Raw genomic sequence first — 15,171 nt, forward strand, 5'->3', positions numbered from 1 at the left:
CCGCACTTTACTCTCTTGAATATAAAGTGCGGTTAATATTTTAATTATTTTTGATTTTTATTGGTTTTTTAACAGGAAAACCCCCTGTTCGGAAAGATGCACATAGGCTTCTTTCGATGCCGGGTTGAACTGTTCCGGGCGGCAGTTAATCAACAAATCTTGACCATGCCATACCGCCACCACTTCCCAATGGTTACCCATATACACCGCACTTTTAATGGTGCAACGTTGCGCTTCTGTGCCGGTTTCATGGAGATAAACGGCTTCCGGGCGAACGCCTGCTAAACAATCACCGTCCGGTAAATTGAATTGAGCGGCATTATTTAAGGTAAGCTCATAGCCATGAATGTTAACGCTATCCCCTTGCAATTTCGCCGGGAAAATACTGGATTCGCCCATGAAGTTAGCCAGGAATAACGAGTTCGGGCGTTGATACAGATCTTTTGCCGGTGCTTTTTGCATGATTTTCCCTTTATTCATCACGATAACTTCGTCGGATACCGCAAAGGCTTCTGTTTGGTCGTGGGTCACGTATAGAGACGTGATGCCAAGGCTTTGTTGTAATTCACGGATTTTTTCCCGCATTGCGCGACGTAAGTTAGCATCGAGGTTGCTTAAGGGCTCATCGAACAGTAACACTTTCGGCTTGAGAACAAGCGCACGAGCAAGCGCCACACGTTGTTGTTGACCACCGGAGATTTGATCCACATAACGATCTTCAAATCCGGCCAAATCCACCAATTCCAAGGCTTCTTTAACGCGTTGTTTACGCTCTTCCTTGCTCACGTTTTGCATGCGTAAGCCGTAGCCGACATTATCACCGATACTCATGTGAGGGAACAACGCATAGGATTGGAACACGATACAAATATCGCGGTTTTGAATGGACGATTTGGTTACGTCTTCACCGTCAATGAAAATTTGTCCGGAAGTTGGATTCTCAAGCCCGGCAACCAAACGCAAAATAGTTGTTTTACCGCAACCGGATGGCCCAAGTAACGTCACCATCGTGCCACGTTTAATGGTTAAATCCAAATTATCAATCACCACAGATTTGCCAAAGGCTTTTGTGACATTTTTTAATACTAAGAAATCATTACTCATATTTTTTACCTACAACTTAATTCATTTTTTTCGCTTTGGAACGGGAAATGCGGGTGTCACCGACAATCCAGTCGAAGAATAAAATAATCGCCATCATCACCACGATTAAGATAGAGCCATATGCAATGGCAATCCCATACTCACCGTCTTCGACACGGTTTAGGATGTATGCGGTTGCTACACGGGTATCCGCAGTCACCAAGAAGATGATTGCACTCACTGTCGTCATGGCACGCACGAAACTGGTGACAAGGGCAGAAAGCAAGGCCGGTTTTAATAATGGCAACACGATATACCACAGGGTTTTCCATGAGCTACCTTTCAGAGAAAGGGAGGCTTCGTCTAGGGATTTATCGAGTTGTCCCAAGCCTGCAATCGCCGCACGCATACCGATTGGCAAGTCACGCATCACCATGGAAATTACCACGATAATACTGGTACCGGTGATGTACATCGGCGCATTGTTAAAGGCAAGAATGTAAGAGACCCCCGCCACGGTGCCCGGTACGGCAAAACAAAGCATGGTTAAGAACTCAAGGGATTTTTTCCCTTGGAAGTCTTTACGCACCACAATATAGGCAATTAATAAACCAAAAATGGCAGTAAGTGGTGCCGCGATACCGGCGTAAATTAAGGTATTAATTAAGGAAGGCCACGCACCGTCACTTAATCCTTGACCGAACAACATGGCGTAGTTCTTCAAGGTTAAGGTATAGTCCACACCCCAGTTGACGGTGAAGCTTCCGTAGAAAATACTGCCGTATAAAGCAAGATTGAAGATAACCCAAGCGCCGAGCATGAAAATAATCGTGTATTTCAAGCCAGTAGGGAGTTCTTGTACATCGCCGCGATAAGATTTACCGGAAACAGTCACATAAGAGCGGTTGCCAATCCATAAATATTGAATGATAAAAATCGCCAAGGAGAAGATTAACAACATGGAGCCAAGGGTACTGGCGGAGGCGTAATCTAATTGTGAACCGGCAATGTAGAAGTAAATTTGCGTTGCAATCACATCGAAGCTACCGCCCAACACCAACGGGTTACTAAAGTCTGCGAGCGATTGGATGAATACGATGAGGAACGAGTTCGCCAAGGCTGGGCGCAGTAACGGGAAAATGATGTTATAGAAAGTTTGGTAACGGTTGGCACGTAAAGTATAAGACGCTTCTTCAATAGATGGATGCACAGATTTTAATGCGCCGTCTAAAATCATGAAGGAAATTGGCGCAAATGCCAAAATCTGTGCAATGGCGATACCGTTAAAACCGTATAACCAGTTGTGGTTGGTGAAACCGAAATAGGTAGATAAAAATTCGGTCACATAACCGGAGCGACCCAACATTAAGGTAACCCCTAACCCAACGACAAACGGTGGTGTAACAATCGGCAAAATAGAGAAGATTTTACCGATAAATGCGGTACGGCGCGCAATTCGTGTAGTGTAAAGAGCAAATGCTAAGCCGAACACCGTAGAAACAATGCCCACGAAGCCGGATAGGAACAAGGAGTTACTGATAACGCGCACAATGTAGCTTTGTGTCAAAATACGCATCACTTGTTGTGGTGCAAAGGTCTCTCCATCGTAGAACATGGAGACAAAAATTGCCAATGTCGGATAAACGATAAAGAAGAAAATCAGCAACACAATGCACAGCAAGGAGGCAATAATAAATTTGTCGCCTTGCATAATCTTTAACTTCGCCAAAGAGAGCGTAGCAAGTGCGGTGAAAGCGATGAGTAAAACGATCACCGAATAGCCCATGCTGATTTTCAGCACGCTGGCGCTGATAAAGGTAAATAATGTAGCCAGTACTAATAAGTAAAGTTCCGCTTTGGCTTGTGTATTAGGGGATAATTTCAGCCACGGTAATAAACCGTATAAAATCACCGGCAAGAACCAAAAAGCGGTAATGTTAAAAGACGACCAACCCATGGCATCAAAGAATTCATCGGCGGTGCTGTCAAACAAGCCGTAATCTAAGGCGTGGGAAGGGAGAACAAGAAATGCAACAATGGACAAAATTATCCAAAAATTCGCAGAATGTGTGATTGGTAGTTTATTTGCGTTCATACAACCTCGCATAAGAAGAAATAGAGAAGCAATGCAATAGACATTGCTTCTTTATTTAACAACAATTTATTTGGCTAGTTTAACATCATCAACCCATTTCGTGATTAAACGTTTACGCAAGTCAGTGGCACCGTATTTGTCAAAATCATAGTTAATCAGGTTAATCGATTTAAAATCCAACGCATAAGGGGATTGTTGCGCTGTGGTATTGGTTAAAATGGAATAGGCTTCGCCTTTTTGCCATGTTAATTCTTGCGCTTCTTTCGATAGCGCCCAATCTACGAAAAGTTTCGCATTTTCAAGATTGCGTGCGCCTTTAATTACGCTGACTCCACCAATTTCATAGCCTGTACCTTCGCAAGGTACCACTAATTCAACCGGTGCACCTTTGGCTTTTTCTAAGGAATATTCGTGTAAAAAGCCGATACCGATTGCGGTTTCACCACGCGCCGTGTTACGGGTGGCTGTATTACCGGATTTGGTATATTGCGACACGTTTTTGTTTAACGCTTTCAAGTAGTTGAAGGCTTCATCTTCACCCCAAAGTTGGATATAGGTGGCTAATTGCGTATAGCCGGTTCCTGAGCTTTGCGGATCCGCTGCTTGAATTTCATTGCGATACATTGGATCGGCTAAATCTTTCCAGCATTTCGGGGTTGGCAAATTGAGTTTTTTCAAGCGTTCTGGGTTTACGCCAAAACCTAATACACCAAGATAAATGGCGGAGGAATAGTTACCTTTCATTTTAGCCGGATCACGGAACTGCTCTACAATTTGTGGCAGATTTGGTGATTTATAAGGCTCTAACAAGCCCATTTCACCCGCTTGGGAATGCGGATCCATGGTGCCACCATACCAAACATCGCCTTGCGGGTTATCTTTTTCCGCATCGATTTTGGCTAAGATAGTGCCTGTGCCGCCACGAATAAAACTGGTTTTTACATCATACTTTTTCTCGAATGCCATGGCTTCTTGCTCGCACATGGTGTTTTGCGCACTGCAATAAATCACCAAGCGACCTTTCGCTTCCGCATTGCTGCTGAATAACATCCCTCCGAGTACCACACTTGAAAGTGCTACCGCAATTTTTGAGAGTTTCATTTCAACACTCCTGTGTTTTTGATGTCGAGGTAACGCACGTTTGTTGATGTGCGTCCTAATGATGGTGATGGACTCGTGTCGTCAGGACACGAGCCATCCATATAAGAAAAGTGCGGTGAGAAAAAGACATGAATTTTCGACCGCACTTTAGCGTGCTTATTTCGCTAATTTAACGTCTTGAACCCATTTTTCAATTAAGGCTTTGCGTTGTTCGGCAGCACCGTATTTTTCAAAGTCATAATTGATGAGATTCAATTTATTTGGATCAAACGCCGTTGGCGATTGTTCTGCTGTTGTGTTGGTTAAGATTTGTAAGGATTCACCTTGTTTCCATGCCAATTCTTGGCCTTCTTTAGACAACGCCCAATCTACGAATAATTTTGCATTATCGAGATTACGCGCGCCTTTTAAGATGCTCACGCCACCTAATTCATAGCCTGTACCTTCACATGGCACCACAAGTTCCAATGGTGCGCCATTACGTTTTTCAAGGGCGTAATCGTGTAAGAAACCGATACCCACGACTGCTTCACCGCGAGCCGCGTTACGGGATGGGGTGACGCCGGATTTGGTGTATTGGGAAACGTTTGGATGTAACGCTTTTAAGAAATCAAAGGCTTTGTCTTCACCCCAAAGTTGTACGAATGTGGCAAGCGCAGTATAGGCTGTACCGGCACTTTGTGGGTCAGCAATTTGTACTTCCCCTTTCAAACGTGGATCCGTTAAGTCTTTCCAGCATTTTGGCACTTCTTTAATGCCTAATTTTTCCAGGCGTTCTGTGTTCACGCCGAAACCTAAGATCCCCATGTAAATAGCAGAAACATAGTGACCTTTGGTTTTTGCCGGATCGCGGAAACGTTCTACGATTTCATCAATATGTTTAGATTTGTAAGGTTCGATTAAGCCTAATTCAGCCGCTTGCGCTTGTGGGTCGAATGTACCGCCGAACCACACGTCGGCTTGCGGATTATTTTTTTCCGCTTCTACTTTAGCAAAAGTACTGCCTGATCCGTTACGAATAAAGGAGGTTTTGACATCATATTTTTCACCAAACGCTTTGGTGGTGGTTTCACATAAAATGTTCGTCGCACTACAATACACGACTAAACGTCCTTGTGCCGTTGCAGCTTGTGATGCGAGTAATCCACCGGCTAAAAGTGCGGTTGAAATTGCAAGAGAAAGTGATTTTAGCTTCATGTTGTACCTCTTTATTGTCCATAAAATGAAAATGTAATATGAATATGCTCAAGCAAGTGCTTTTGAGGTTTGCATGTTACATAAAATAACTATCAATTAATGTGAGAAGTCTCACAAAATGAAGAATTTTATGAGTGAATCTGTTGCGTAAAAAATTAATTGTAGAAAAATTGTTTGTAAACAGATCTATTTATGTCAAAAAAACGCTTTTTTCTTTATAATTTCGCCAAGTTATTTACTCAATGAGGGAAAGGGAAACGGTATGTCAGAGCATCAAACACCATCTTGTATTATTATCGCTATCGCCGGCGCTTCGGCTTCAGGGAAAAGTTCTATTGCCTCTACTGTACATAAAGAACTTTGTCATGAACTAGGGTGTGAAGAAATCGGTATTATTGCAGAAGATAGTTACTACAAAGATCAAAGCCACTTAGAGATGTCTGAACGGGTTAAAACCAATTATGACCACCCAAACTCTATGGACCGCGATTTGCTTATTGCCCATTTAAAAGCCTTGAAAGCCGGTAACGCCGTCGATATTCCTGTGTATAGTTATGTAGAGCATACCCGAACCGATGAAGTGACTCACTTTACGCCAAAACGTATTGTGATTTTAGAGGGGATCTTGTTGCTTACCGATGAGCGTGTGCGCCAGTTAGCTGATATTTCCGTGTTTGTGGATACACCGTTAGATATTTGCTTTATTCGCCGTTTACAGCGTGATATGGAAGAACGTGGGCGCACCCTTCAATCTGTTATTGATCAATATCGTGCCACGGTGCGTCCGATGTTCCTGCAATTTATCGAACCCTCTAAACAACACGCTGACATTGTGATCCCACGCGGGGGAAAAAACCGCATTGCCATCAATATGTTAAAAGCGCAAATTATGCAATTATTAAGCCAAAAATAGGGGCCTGAAATGAGATTATGTGATACTGACATTGAACGTTATCTGGATGAAGGCTTAATTTCGCTGAATCCGCGCCCGTCTAACGATAAAATTAATGGTGCGACGATTGATGTTCGTTTGGGGAATTCTTTTCGTGTGTTTCGTGAACATTCCGCCCCTTACATTGATTTAAGTGGGCCGAAAGAGGAAGTCTCTGCGCAGTTGGAGTCAGTCATGAGTGATGAAATTATTATTGCTGATGACGAAGCTTTCTTTTTGCATCCCGGCATGCTTGCCCTTGCCACTACTTTAGAATCAGTCAAACTGCCGGCGAATATTATCGGTTGGCTAGACGGACGATCTTCTTTGGCGCGTTTGGGTCTCATGGTGCACGTAACGGCACACCGTATCGATCCGGGTTGGGAAGGCAAAATTGTGTTGGAGTTTTATAATTCCGGCAAGTTGCCATTGGCGTTGCGTCCAAATATGGTGATTGGTGCCTTGAGTTTTGAAGTGTTAAGTGGCATAGCGGCACGCCCGTATAATCGCCGTAAAGATGCCAAATACAAAAATCAACAAAACGCGGTTGCCAGTCGCATTGACAAGGATAAATAAATGAAAAAGATCGCCTTGATGACATTGGTCGTGATGTTAGCGATCTTTGCTTTTTTTTATGTTCAACTTAATAAACTAGAAAGTGCGGTAAGTGCCAAGTTGGCACAATATGAAACTGTATTTCAACATTTTAGTATTGGTTTTTTCCCACAGCCCTATGTCTCTTTTGAGGGGGGTAAACATAACCAAATTTCTATTGAGAAATTAAAAGGAAAATTTAATTTTTCTGCTTTAATTTCCGGAAATCTGCAACTTACACAGTTAGATATTCAACATATTCGTTTTTCCGATAATGCACTCAATTCTGCTGATATACACATGCATTTCTCCGATTTCAATCTGGATAATTTTCAACAAGATCGTGTGTTGTTTAATGGGCCTCAGTCTTTGATGCTTGAATGGGATAAGCCATTATATGGCGATCTACAACGCTTCCATTTTCGTTTCAATAAAGGGGAAATTTCACGGTTTGCAGAAAACGACTTTGCAGTGGTGTTTGAAGACGCTGAGCTAAACCAACAACCGCTAGGTACTCTCCGTGCAGAAGTCGATTTATCCAAATACACTAAATATGTTATTGCCGATATTATTTCGGATTGCGATTTCGTTTGTATCGCACACCTAGATTATGCAAGCTATCCAGGCCAAAGTGCGGTCAGCTTTAGAGGTAAAAATTATCCTATCGAACGCTTATTGGCATTATTTAATTTCCCAAATACGCTCACCGGCAACACGGATTTTGACATTACCGCCGAGTTCGTTCAGTCGCAAATAAAAGCTGGTAAATTCTATTTCAGTGCACATGAGGGGGAGTTATCCGGTGTGAATCTATTGGCGCTTGTAGGGCAATATTTGCCGATCAATTGGAATGAGGCAGAACTCAAGCAAAAAGACAAAATTAAAACCCCTTATGAAAAATTGGTAACAAGTTTTACGTTAAACGAAAGCCAATTAAAGATTGATAGAATAACGCTAAAAACCTCTACCCTTTTAGGGCAGGGTTCTGGCCAAGTAGATTTAAATGCAATGCAATGCGACATTCATTTGAATCTCCGTTTGGCAAACGAAAAATATGCAGATCTTTCCTTGCCAATTCATTTTTTTGATAACTGTTATTCGCCTCGGTACGAATTGCAAATCAATAAAGATTTTCGCAAGAAAATCAAAGAACTGATTAAACTCAAATTAAAGTAGTTTTTCTCTATGTACTCTTTACAAATCGTTCGGCGTCTGAAATTTTTTCGTGTCATTTTGCTGGCATTTGCTGGATTTGTCTTTAATACCACAGAGTTCTTGCCGGTTGCCTTATTGTCAGATATTGCCGACAGTTTTCACATTCCGGTGGAACAAGCCGGCTTGATGATCACGCTCTATGCTTGGATTGTGTCGCTCATGTCGTTGCCTTTTATGCTCATGACGGCAAAACTGGAGCGACGCAGTTTACTCATTAAATTATTTATTGTTTTTGTGGCAAGCCATGTGCTTTCTGTGTTGGCGTGGGACTTTTGGGTGTTATTGCTCTCTCGCATCGGCATTGCTTTTACGCATGCGATCTTTTGGTCCATTACCGCTTCACTTGCCGTGCGCGTTGCGCCGAAAGATAAAAAAGCACAGGCGATTGGATTATTGGCAATGGGCAGTGCGTTAGCAATGGTGCTTGGTTTACCTCTTGGTCGGGTTATCGGACAGTTTTTAGGTTGGCGAGAAGCCTTTGGCATTATTGCTTTTCTTGCGTTTTGTATCCTCTTATTGCTTTATCGATTCCTACCGCACTTGGCTAGTCGCAACGCCGGTTCACTAAGTAGCGTGCCTTCTTTATTTAAGCGCCCGTTATTAGTGGGATTCTATGCATTAACTATACTTATTATCTCAGCGCATTTTACCGCTTATAGTTATATTGAGCCCTTCATCATTCGCGTTGGAGGAATGAGTGATGGTGTGGCCACCGCAATTTTATTGATTTTTGGGTTGTCAGGGGTAACCGCAAGCCTTCTCTTTAACCGCTTTCACCGTTTTGCGCCGGCCAAATTCTTGTTGGCGTCTATGGCTATTTTAGTATTTTCTTTGATTTTGTTATTACCATTCAGTCATAGCGAATTTTCCATGTATTTACTGGCATTCGTATGGGGTGTTGGTATTTCGGGCATTGGACTGAGTTTGCAGGTGCGAGTACTACAACTGGCACCGGATGCGACGGATGTAGCCATGGCCATTTATTCGGGGCTATACAATGTTGGTATAGGAGGAGGCGCGTTGTTTGGTAATCAAGTAATGCAACATTTTGGTTTAGCCAATATCGGTTTTTCCGGGGCGGCCTTTGCAGCGATGGGGCTACTGCTGTTTATTTATATTCATTTTCGCTATGGAAAAGCCAATAGCGGAAATAATCTCTAATTCGCTATGGAAAAGCCAATAGCGGAAATAATCTCTAATAAAAAGAAGGAAATTTTATGAAAAAATGGCTCTTGCAATTTGTTCAACTTGCGAAACAAGCCTTGGTTCGACACCCGGTTGAGCTTTTATTGGTGGCAATTTGTGGTGCAATCCCGATTTTTGCCCCTGAACCCATGGCGATGATGGAGCGTTATGCCGACTTTTTGCTATGGGCGCCAATGGCGTTTATGTTGGTTAATTTGACCCATGGAAATAAATATTATCGTTTGAGTATTTTTATTCCTATCGCGTTTGGAGTGTTGGCGACATTGGTTGATCTTAACGATTTCACACAAAGTGCGCGTTTCGGTATTTTAAACCTTGCCGTATTAGTAATTTTCTTGTGTAAAAACGTGGCAAAAAACAACCGCACTTTTATGAGTATCTTGCTCAATAATATGCTCAATGCTGTGATTGCCACATTGTTTGCGCTGATCATCGGTGGAATAGGCAACGGATTGGCAGCAGCCATTCAAGCATTATTCCATGTGGATATGTATGCCTTGTCGATGTATTCTCGGATTTGGTTAGTGACGTGGTGGTGGATTTTCCCACTGGCATATTTAAGTTTGTCGCAACGAGAAAATCTCTTTAGCGGGCGTTTTAATGAATTAAGCAAGATTCTGCTAAACTGGATTTTATCCCCTGCGTTGGTGATTTATACTCTGATTATTTACGCTTATGCAGTGTCGATTTTGATCCAAGGTAAAATGCCGGAAGGCATGATCGCCAATGTGGCATTTCCTTATTTGATGATTGGCATTGTGCTTTATACCTTGCAAATCCTGTTGGATAACGAAAAATGGCAGAAGTTTTATCGTCTGTTGCCGTGGCTCAATTTATTGCCGTTGGTGATGTTGTGGTATGCCATGTCTATTCGCATTCAGTATTATGGCTTGACCCAAGATCGCGTGTATTTACTCATGGGGGCTATGATTCTTGTATTATGGAACTTCATTTTGCTCGTGCCGAAAATCAGACAATATCGTCTTCTTGCCGGCGTGCTGTTGCTAGCGTTATTAAGTAATGCTTTTGTGATTGACGCAAACCAAATCGCTTACGAAGATCAATTGGCTCGTTTTGATAATTTTGTAAAAACTCAACAATTATTAGATAGCAATGGCAAATTAACTGAAGAGCACATTAAACAATGGACAGCGACTCGAGGAAATGATGCTAAATTGTCTGATGAATTTCGCAATAGAACTTATGCAGTGTTGTTACGAGCAGATGAACAATGGGTTGAGGAATTCAAACAACATTATGGTATTCCGAAAGAAAAATCGCTTTATGAATGGTTGCCTGAATCAAATGGTTATCAAGAGGAATTAGTGTCTTATTTTGAGATTGAAAATAAACAAGAGCAGTTTATGGACATTCAGAATTACAACCGTTTCCTGTGGCTTAACGGTGAAGTAGCAGATCGTCGATTTACCATTAGTGAGCTTAATTCAAAAGAAGAGGATTGTCAGATTGGATTGGAAGCGGTTTTAGATTCGCACGGCAAATTAAATGGTGCTTATGTCAAATGCGGAGATTTCTTGCGCAACAATAACCCGCCGGATTTTTTGTTAAAAATACAACGAAAAGAGGGTGGAGAATACGTTACATGGAATCTTGATGCCTATTTGCGTGATTTGTTTGCCCGACACAATTTGGATATTCACAAAAAATACACTAAAAATGAGTTGGCCATCTTAACAAAAGACGCCAAACCTTATGTGGTGCTAGGTGACGTAGTGGTCTTTTTTGATTATTTAACTATTGAATATGACGAAAGAGGTGACTACAAAGGTTATGCCGCACAACGGCTATCCATTACCGGCGTATTCTATAAATAGAAGATAAAAAAGTGCGGTGATTTTTCACCGCACTTTTTGTTTATCGTTTTGCTTTCTTAATAAACTTCATCAAACGTTTACGTTTACGTAATTGGTTCGGCGTGAGTTTATTGCGTCTGCCGGCAAACGGATTGTTGCCTTCTTGGAATTGCAGACGAATCGGCGAGCCGATAATTTTGAGGCTACGGCGGAAATGGTTGGATAAATAACGTTTGTAAGAATCCGGTAGTTTATCCACTTGGTTACCATGAATCACAATGATTGGCGGATTGTAGCCACCCGGGTGGGCATATTTCAGTTTCACGCGGCGACCGCTAATCATCGGCGGTTGATGTTCGTCCACCGCGATTTGCAGAATACGAGTCAGCATGGATGTCGTCATTTTCTGCGTCGCACAGTCGTAGGCTTCTTTGACGGAATCAAATAAATTGCCAACGCCACTGCCGTGCAAAGCAGAAATAAAGTGCACGCGGGCAAAATCAATAAAATCTAAACGACGATCGAGCTCGGATTTCACGCGATCTTTGACATCGGTGTCCAGTCCATCCCATTTATTGACCACAATCACCAAAGAACGTCCGGCGTTTAAAATAAAGCCGAGGAGGGACAAGTCTTGATCGGAGATGTTCTCACGGGCGTCAATAACCAATAGCACTACGTTGGCGTCTTGAATAGCTTGTAGCGTTTTGATCACGGAGAATTTTTCTACCGCTAAATGCACTTTACCGCGTTTGCGTACCCCCGCCGTGTCGATTAACGTGTAATTTTGTCCATCGCGTTCCATTGGAATGTAAATACTGTCGCGGGTGGTGCCCGGCATGTCGTAAACCACGACGCGATCTTCGCCCAAAATGCGGTTAGTCAATGTAGATTTCCCTACGTTTGGACGCCCCACAATGGCGATTTTAATGTTTTGGTTATCCGGTGTTTGTTCTTGTGCTAGTTCTTCATCTAAAAGTGCGGTGTCTTCTTCGTTTGAAAAATCGAAATCTTCGTCCCATTCGTCAAATTCAGCGACCTCGGAAGAAACATCGGCGTTTTCGACCGCACTTTCTTCTGTCGTTTCTGCCATTTGCTCTGCGAATGGGGCAAGCACGTGTTCCATCAAGCTTGTGATCCCACGCCCTTGAGAGGCGGCAATTTGCGCAATTTCACCTAAGCCTAATTGATAGAACTCTGCACAGTGGGAATCAGCATCAATGCCGTCCACTTTGTTGGCAACCACCACGGTGGTTTTGTTTTGGCGTTGGCGTAAATAGTTTGCAATGCCGATATCCGCTGATGTTAAGCCGGCACGGGCATCCACTAAGAATAAAACGATGTCTGCTTCTTCAATGGCAAGTAATGATTGCTCTGCCATTTTTTCTTCTACGCCTTCTTCCGTGCCGTCGATACCACCGGTGTCAATGACGATGAAATCGTGTCCGGCAAGATGCGCTTGGCCATATTTACGATCTCGGGTTAGACCTGGAAAGTCGGCGACTAAAGCATCACGGGTACGGGTTAGGCGATTGAATAAGGTGGATTTGCCCACGTTTGGACGACCCACCAAGGCAACTACGGGAGTTGTCATAAAAACCTCTTATAAATGAATGTGCCACGGGAATATTGATATCGGCACTTGAAAAATGGCTGGCATTATAGCGGATTTTGGCTGTGATGAGAAATGACAAGGGTTGGACGAAATAATTTATTTCTAAAAATCACTTTAAAATTTTTGCGTTGGTATTATATTAAAATAGACGAAAATTTGTACTGTTCATCTTCACGATTCATCAAGTTACCCTAAGCTGCTCAGAATTTAGCGAAAAATTAAACCGAATAATATGATTTAAAAATTAAAGAAATAAGGATAACTATGGCAAAAAGAAATTATTACGAGATATTGGGCGTAGATAAAAACGCCGATCTCGACACAATAAAAAAAGCGTATCGCAAATTGGTGCGCAAATATCACCCGGATGTGAGCAAAGAACCTGATGCGGTGCAGAAAACTGCCGAAGTGAATGAAGCTTATGAAACACTGAAAGACACACAAAAACGGACAGAATATGATGAAATGTTGGCTAATCCATTTGACGGTACAAGCCAAACGCGAGACAACCCATTTGAGGGGGCTTACGGCGACACCAATGGTTTCCGTCATTATGAATTCCATTCCGGTGATGATGAGCCATTCGGACAAGGAGATTTTCATTTCGAAGATTTATTCTCTGCCTTTGGGCGTCGAGGACAACAATCACATACTCGCCAAACAGGGCCAATGAAAGGCGAAGATCAGCATGCTGAGCTCAGTATTGATATTGCCGCCGCTTATGACGGCACTGAGCGTTCTGTGACTCTAAATGTGCCGACTATTGATGAATATGGCAGAATTACTCAACAAAACAAAACATTAAACGTAAAAATTCCGAAAGGTATTACGGAAGGACAACAAATCCGTTTGGCTCGCCAAGGTTTGCCGGGCATTAATGGAGGAGAAAACGGTGATTTATATTTGAAAATTCGCTTCCATGAACGCCCCGATCTTTATGTGAAAAATAAAAAAGACGTTTGTCAAACTATCGATGTATTCCCATGGCTGGCGGCATTGGGTGGCAAAATTCAGATTGTAACCCTTGGCGGACGTCTGCAACTCAACTTGCCGGCTAACAGCCAAAATGGCAAAAGCATTCGTTTGAAAGGTAAAGGCATTCCGGCTAAAGAACCGGGCGATTTATATTTGAATATTCGCATTTTGGTGCCACCGGTTGAGGATGACGCCGACCGTGCCGCATGGGAGCAAATTGCCACACATTTCGCCAGCAAACAGGCCTAAAATAGAACAAGGAATTGAAATGATGAATCAAGATATTGATATCAAATTGAGCTTTAATGAAATGTTGAAAGTCTGTTCTGATGATCGTCAGTGGTTACTGGAACTGATTGAAGAAGGCGTGATTTCAGTGGATGGGCGACCCGAGCAGGCGATTTTCAGTGGTTTCCAAATGGCCCGCGTGCGTCGGGCTTGCCGTTTGCGGCATGATTTTGATGCCAGTGTACCTGCGCTAAGTTTGATTATGCGTCTATTGGACGAAGTAGAAGAATTACGTAAACAGAATCGTCCTTTTTCCTTACTGGATGAGGTGAAAATAGGCTAAAAGTGCGGTCATTTTTGATGATATATTTATGTTGTTAATGAAATAATTTACCTGTATGTGATGTGTAGATTTTATTGTTAGAAACTTGAAAAGGAGAAATGCTATGTTAAAAAACATTGAAAAAGCCACAGTACTAAAACTTAATGATCTATTGACATATCAGGACGGACAGGTCATCAGTAAAACCTTCTCGCAAAATCCGGCGGTGGGATTGACCATGTTTTGTTTACCAAAAGGCGAAGAAATCAGTGCGCATAAATCACGTGGCGATGCCTTAGTTACTATACTGGAAGGCAAAGCCCGAATTACGATTGACACCACTGATTATGATGTCAATGCCGGCGAAAGTATTGTTCTTCCGGCGGACATTCCTCATGCGCTATACGCATTGGAAAATTTTAAAATGTTTTTGACTGTGGTATTTCCGAAAGAAGGAAGATAGTTAGAAGAGAAAAGAGGCGCTTGGGGAAAGCGCCTTTATTTTTATGTTTTGAATAGTTGCTTCGGCATTTGCTAGAATTAAGAAAGGTAGTTTAGTGAAAAAGTGTTCATTACTTATGCGATATAGAAACTCGTTACACATGACAAAAAGTAGTGAGGAACAATAAAAAATAAATTTCTGGCATCATTTTATTCTTTATATGACGAAGAGAATGTACTTTTAAAGATGAGTACGAGAGGAATAATGTAACTGATGAACTTCAAAGAAGTGGCGGAACGGACGGGACTCGAACCCGCGACCCCCTGCGTGACAGGCAGGTATTCTAACCAGCT

At 42.4% G+C, this 15,171-nt stretch carries 13 protein-coding genes; 8 read left to right on the plus strand and 5 right to left on the minus strand.

Going from position 1 to position 15,171, the window contains the following annotated elements; translation table 11 throughout:
• Positions 1-57: 57 nt before the first annotated feature.
• From fbpC to ACO5E4_RS01425, 4 genes are all read right to left on the minus strand, one after another.
• Positions 58-1,104: a ferric ABC transporter ATP-binding protein gene (gene fbpC / locus ACO5E4_RS01410; RefSeq protein ID WP_485861803.1), complete on the minus strand. Its 1,047-nt coding sequence runs from the start codon at positions 1,102-1,104 to the stop codon at positions 58-60.
• Between the two features lie 16 nt (positions 1,105-1,120).
• The gene (locus ACO5E4_RS01415; RefSeq protein ID WP_485861804.1) at positions 1,121-3,178 is read right to left on the minus strand and encodes an ABC transporter permease; all 2,058 of its coding nucleotides are present in this window, start codon (positions 3,176-3,178) and stop codon (positions 1,121-1,123) included.
• 66 nt (positions 3,179-3,244) lie between these two features.
• Positions 3,245-4,279: an ABC transporter substrate-binding protein gene (locus tag ACO5E4_RS01420; RefSeq protein ID WP_485861805.1), complete on the minus strand. Its 1,035-nt coding sequence runs from the start codon at positions 4,277-4,279 to the stop codon at positions 3,245-3,247.
• Between the two features lie 156 nt (positions 4,280-4,435).
• Positions 4,436-5,476, minus strand: a complete 1,041-nt coding sequence (locus ACO5E4_RS01425) for an ABC transporter substrate-binding protein (protein ID WP_485861806.1) — start codon at positions 5,474-5,476, stop codon at positions 4,436-4,438.
• Positions 5,477-5,738: 262 nt separating this feature from the next.
• On the opposite strand from ACO5E4_RS01425, the gene udk reads away from it, so the two are divergent.
• Genes udk through ACO5E4_RS01450 form a run of 5 tightly spaced genes read left to right on the plus strand, consistent with a single transcriptional unit; the run spans position 5,739 to position 11,257 of the window.
• A complete protein-coding gene (gene udk, locus ACO5E4_RS01430) occupies positions 5,739-6,389 on the plus strand; it encodes a uridine kinase (RefSeq protein ID WP_485861807.1) in 651 nt (216 codons plus the stop codon).
• A 9-nt stretch (positions 6,390-6,398) separates the two neighbouring features.
• The gene (dcd, locus tag ACO5E4_RS01435) at positions 6,399-6,983 is read left to right on the plus strand and encodes a dCTP deaminase (protein ID WP_314955644.1); all 585 of its coding nucleotides are present in this window, start codon (positions 6,399-6,401) and stop codon (positions 6,981-6,983) included.
• Positions 6,984-8,177 carry an AsmA family protein gene (locus tag ACO5E4_RS01440; protein ID WP_485861808.1) on the plus strand — a complete coding sequence of 398 codons (1,194 nt, stop codon included), beginning with the start codon at positions 6,984-6,986 and terminating at the stop codon, positions 8,175-8,177.
• Positions 8,178-8,186: 9 nt separating this feature from the next.
• Positions 8,187-9,377: a sugar transporter gene (locus ACO5E4_RS01445; RefSeq protein ID WP_485861809.1), complete on the plus strand. Its 1,191-nt coding sequence runs from the start codon at positions 8,187-8,189 to the stop codon at positions 9,375-9,377.
• Between the two features lie 56 nt (positions 9,378-9,433).
• Positions 9,434-11,257, plus strand: coding sequence for a DUF4153 domain-containing protein (locus ACO5E4_RS01450; RefSeq protein WP_485861810.1), 1,824 nt, complete (start codon positions 9,434-9,436; stop codon positions 11,255-11,257).
• A gap of 40 nt (positions 11,258-11,297) precedes the next feature.
• On the opposite strand, the gene der is transcribed toward ACO5E4_RS01450, so the two are convergent.
• Positions 11,298-12,830, minus strand: a complete 1,533-nt coding sequence (gene der, locus ACO5E4_RS01455) for a ribosome biogenesis GTPase Der (protein WP_485861811.1) — start codon at positions 12,828-12,830, stop codon at positions 11,298-11,300.
• 285 nt (positions 12,831-13,115) lie between these two features.
• On the opposite strand from der, the gene ACO5E4_RS01460 reads away from it, so the two are divergent.
• From ACO5E4_RS01460 to ACO5E4_RS01470, 3 genes are all read left to right on the plus strand, one after another.
• The gene (locus tag ACO5E4_RS01460; RefSeq protein WP_314955661.1) at positions 13,116-14,075 is read left to right on the plus strand and encodes a DnaJ C-terminal domain-containing protein; all 960 of its coding nucleotides are present in this window, start codon (positions 13,116-13,118) and stop codon (positions 14,073-14,075) included.
• Positions 14,076-14,097: 22 nt separating this feature from the next.
• On the plus strand, positions 14,098-14,397 hold the full coding sequence (locus ACO5E4_RS01465) for a chaperone modulator CbpM (protein ID WP_111295443.1): 300 nt from the start codon (positions 14,098-14,100) through the stop codon (positions 14,395-14,397).
• 103 nt (positions 14,398-14,500) lie between these two features.
• Entirely contained in the window at positions 14,501-14,839 is a 339-nt protein-coding gene (locus ACO5E4_RS01470) for a cupin domain-containing protein (protein WP_006718932.1), read from the plus strand.
• The last annotated feature ends 332 nt before the right edge of the window (positions 14,840-15,171 follow it).

The sequence above is a fragment of the Aggregatibacter sp. genome (assembly GCF_057314075.1).

What these genes read in the sequence shown, in the direction of transcription:
- fbpC (WP_485861803.1), bottom strand. Translation starts at nt 1,104, where the DNA reads ATGAGTAATGATTTCTTAGTATTAAAAAATGTCACAAAAGCCTTTGGC.
- ACO5E4_RS01415 (WP_485861804.1), bottom strand. Translation starts at nt 3,178, where the DNA reads ATGAACGCAAATAAACTACCAATCACACATTCTGCGAATTTTTGGATA.
- ACO5E4_RS01420 (WP_485861805.1), bottom strand. Translation starts at nt 4,279, where the DNA reads ATGAAACTCTCAAAAATTGCGGTAGCACTTTCAAGTGTGGTACTCGGA.
- ACO5E4_RS01425 (WP_485861806.1), bottom strand. Translation starts at nt 5,476, where the DNA reads ATGAAGCTAAAATCACTTTCTCTTGCAATTTCAACCGCACTTTTAGCC.
- udk (WP_485861807.1), top strand. Translation starts at nt 5,739, where the DNA reads ATGTCAGAGCATCAAACACCATCTTGTATTATTATCGCTATCGCCGGC.
- dcd (WP_314955644.1), top strand. Translation starts at nt 6,399, where the DNA reads ATGAGATTATGTGATACTGACATTGAACGTTATCTGGATGAAGGCTTA.
- ACO5E4_RS01440 (WP_485861808.1), top strand. Translation starts at nt 6,984, where the DNA reads ATGAAAAAGATCGCCTTGATGACATTGGTCGTGATGTTAGCGATCTTT.
- ACO5E4_RS01445 (WP_485861809.1), top strand. Translation starts at nt 8,187, where the DNA reads ATGTACTCTTTACAAATCGTTCGGCGTCTGAAATTTTTTCGTGTCATT.
- ACO5E4_RS01450 (WP_485861810.1), top strand. Translation starts at nt 9,434, where the DNA reads ATGAAAAAATGGCTCTTGCAATTTGTTCAACTTGCGAAACAAGCCTTG.
- der (WP_485861811.1), bottom strand. Translation starts at nt 12,830, where the DNA reads ATGACAACTCCCGTAGTTGCCTTGGTGGGTCGTCCAAACGTGGGCAAA.
- ACO5E4_RS01460 (WP_314955661.1), top strand. Translation starts at nt 13,116, where the DNA reads ATGGCAAAAAGAAATTATTACGAGATATTGGGCGTAGATAAAAACGCC.
- ACO5E4_RS01465 (WP_111295443.1), top strand. Translation starts at nt 14,098, where the DNA reads ATGAATCAAGATATTGATATCAAATTGAGCTTTAATGAAATGTTGAAA.
- ACO5E4_RS01470 (WP_006718932.1), top strand. Translation starts at nt 14,501, where the DNA reads ATGTTAAAAAACATTGAAAAAGCCACAGTACTAAAACTTAATGATCTA.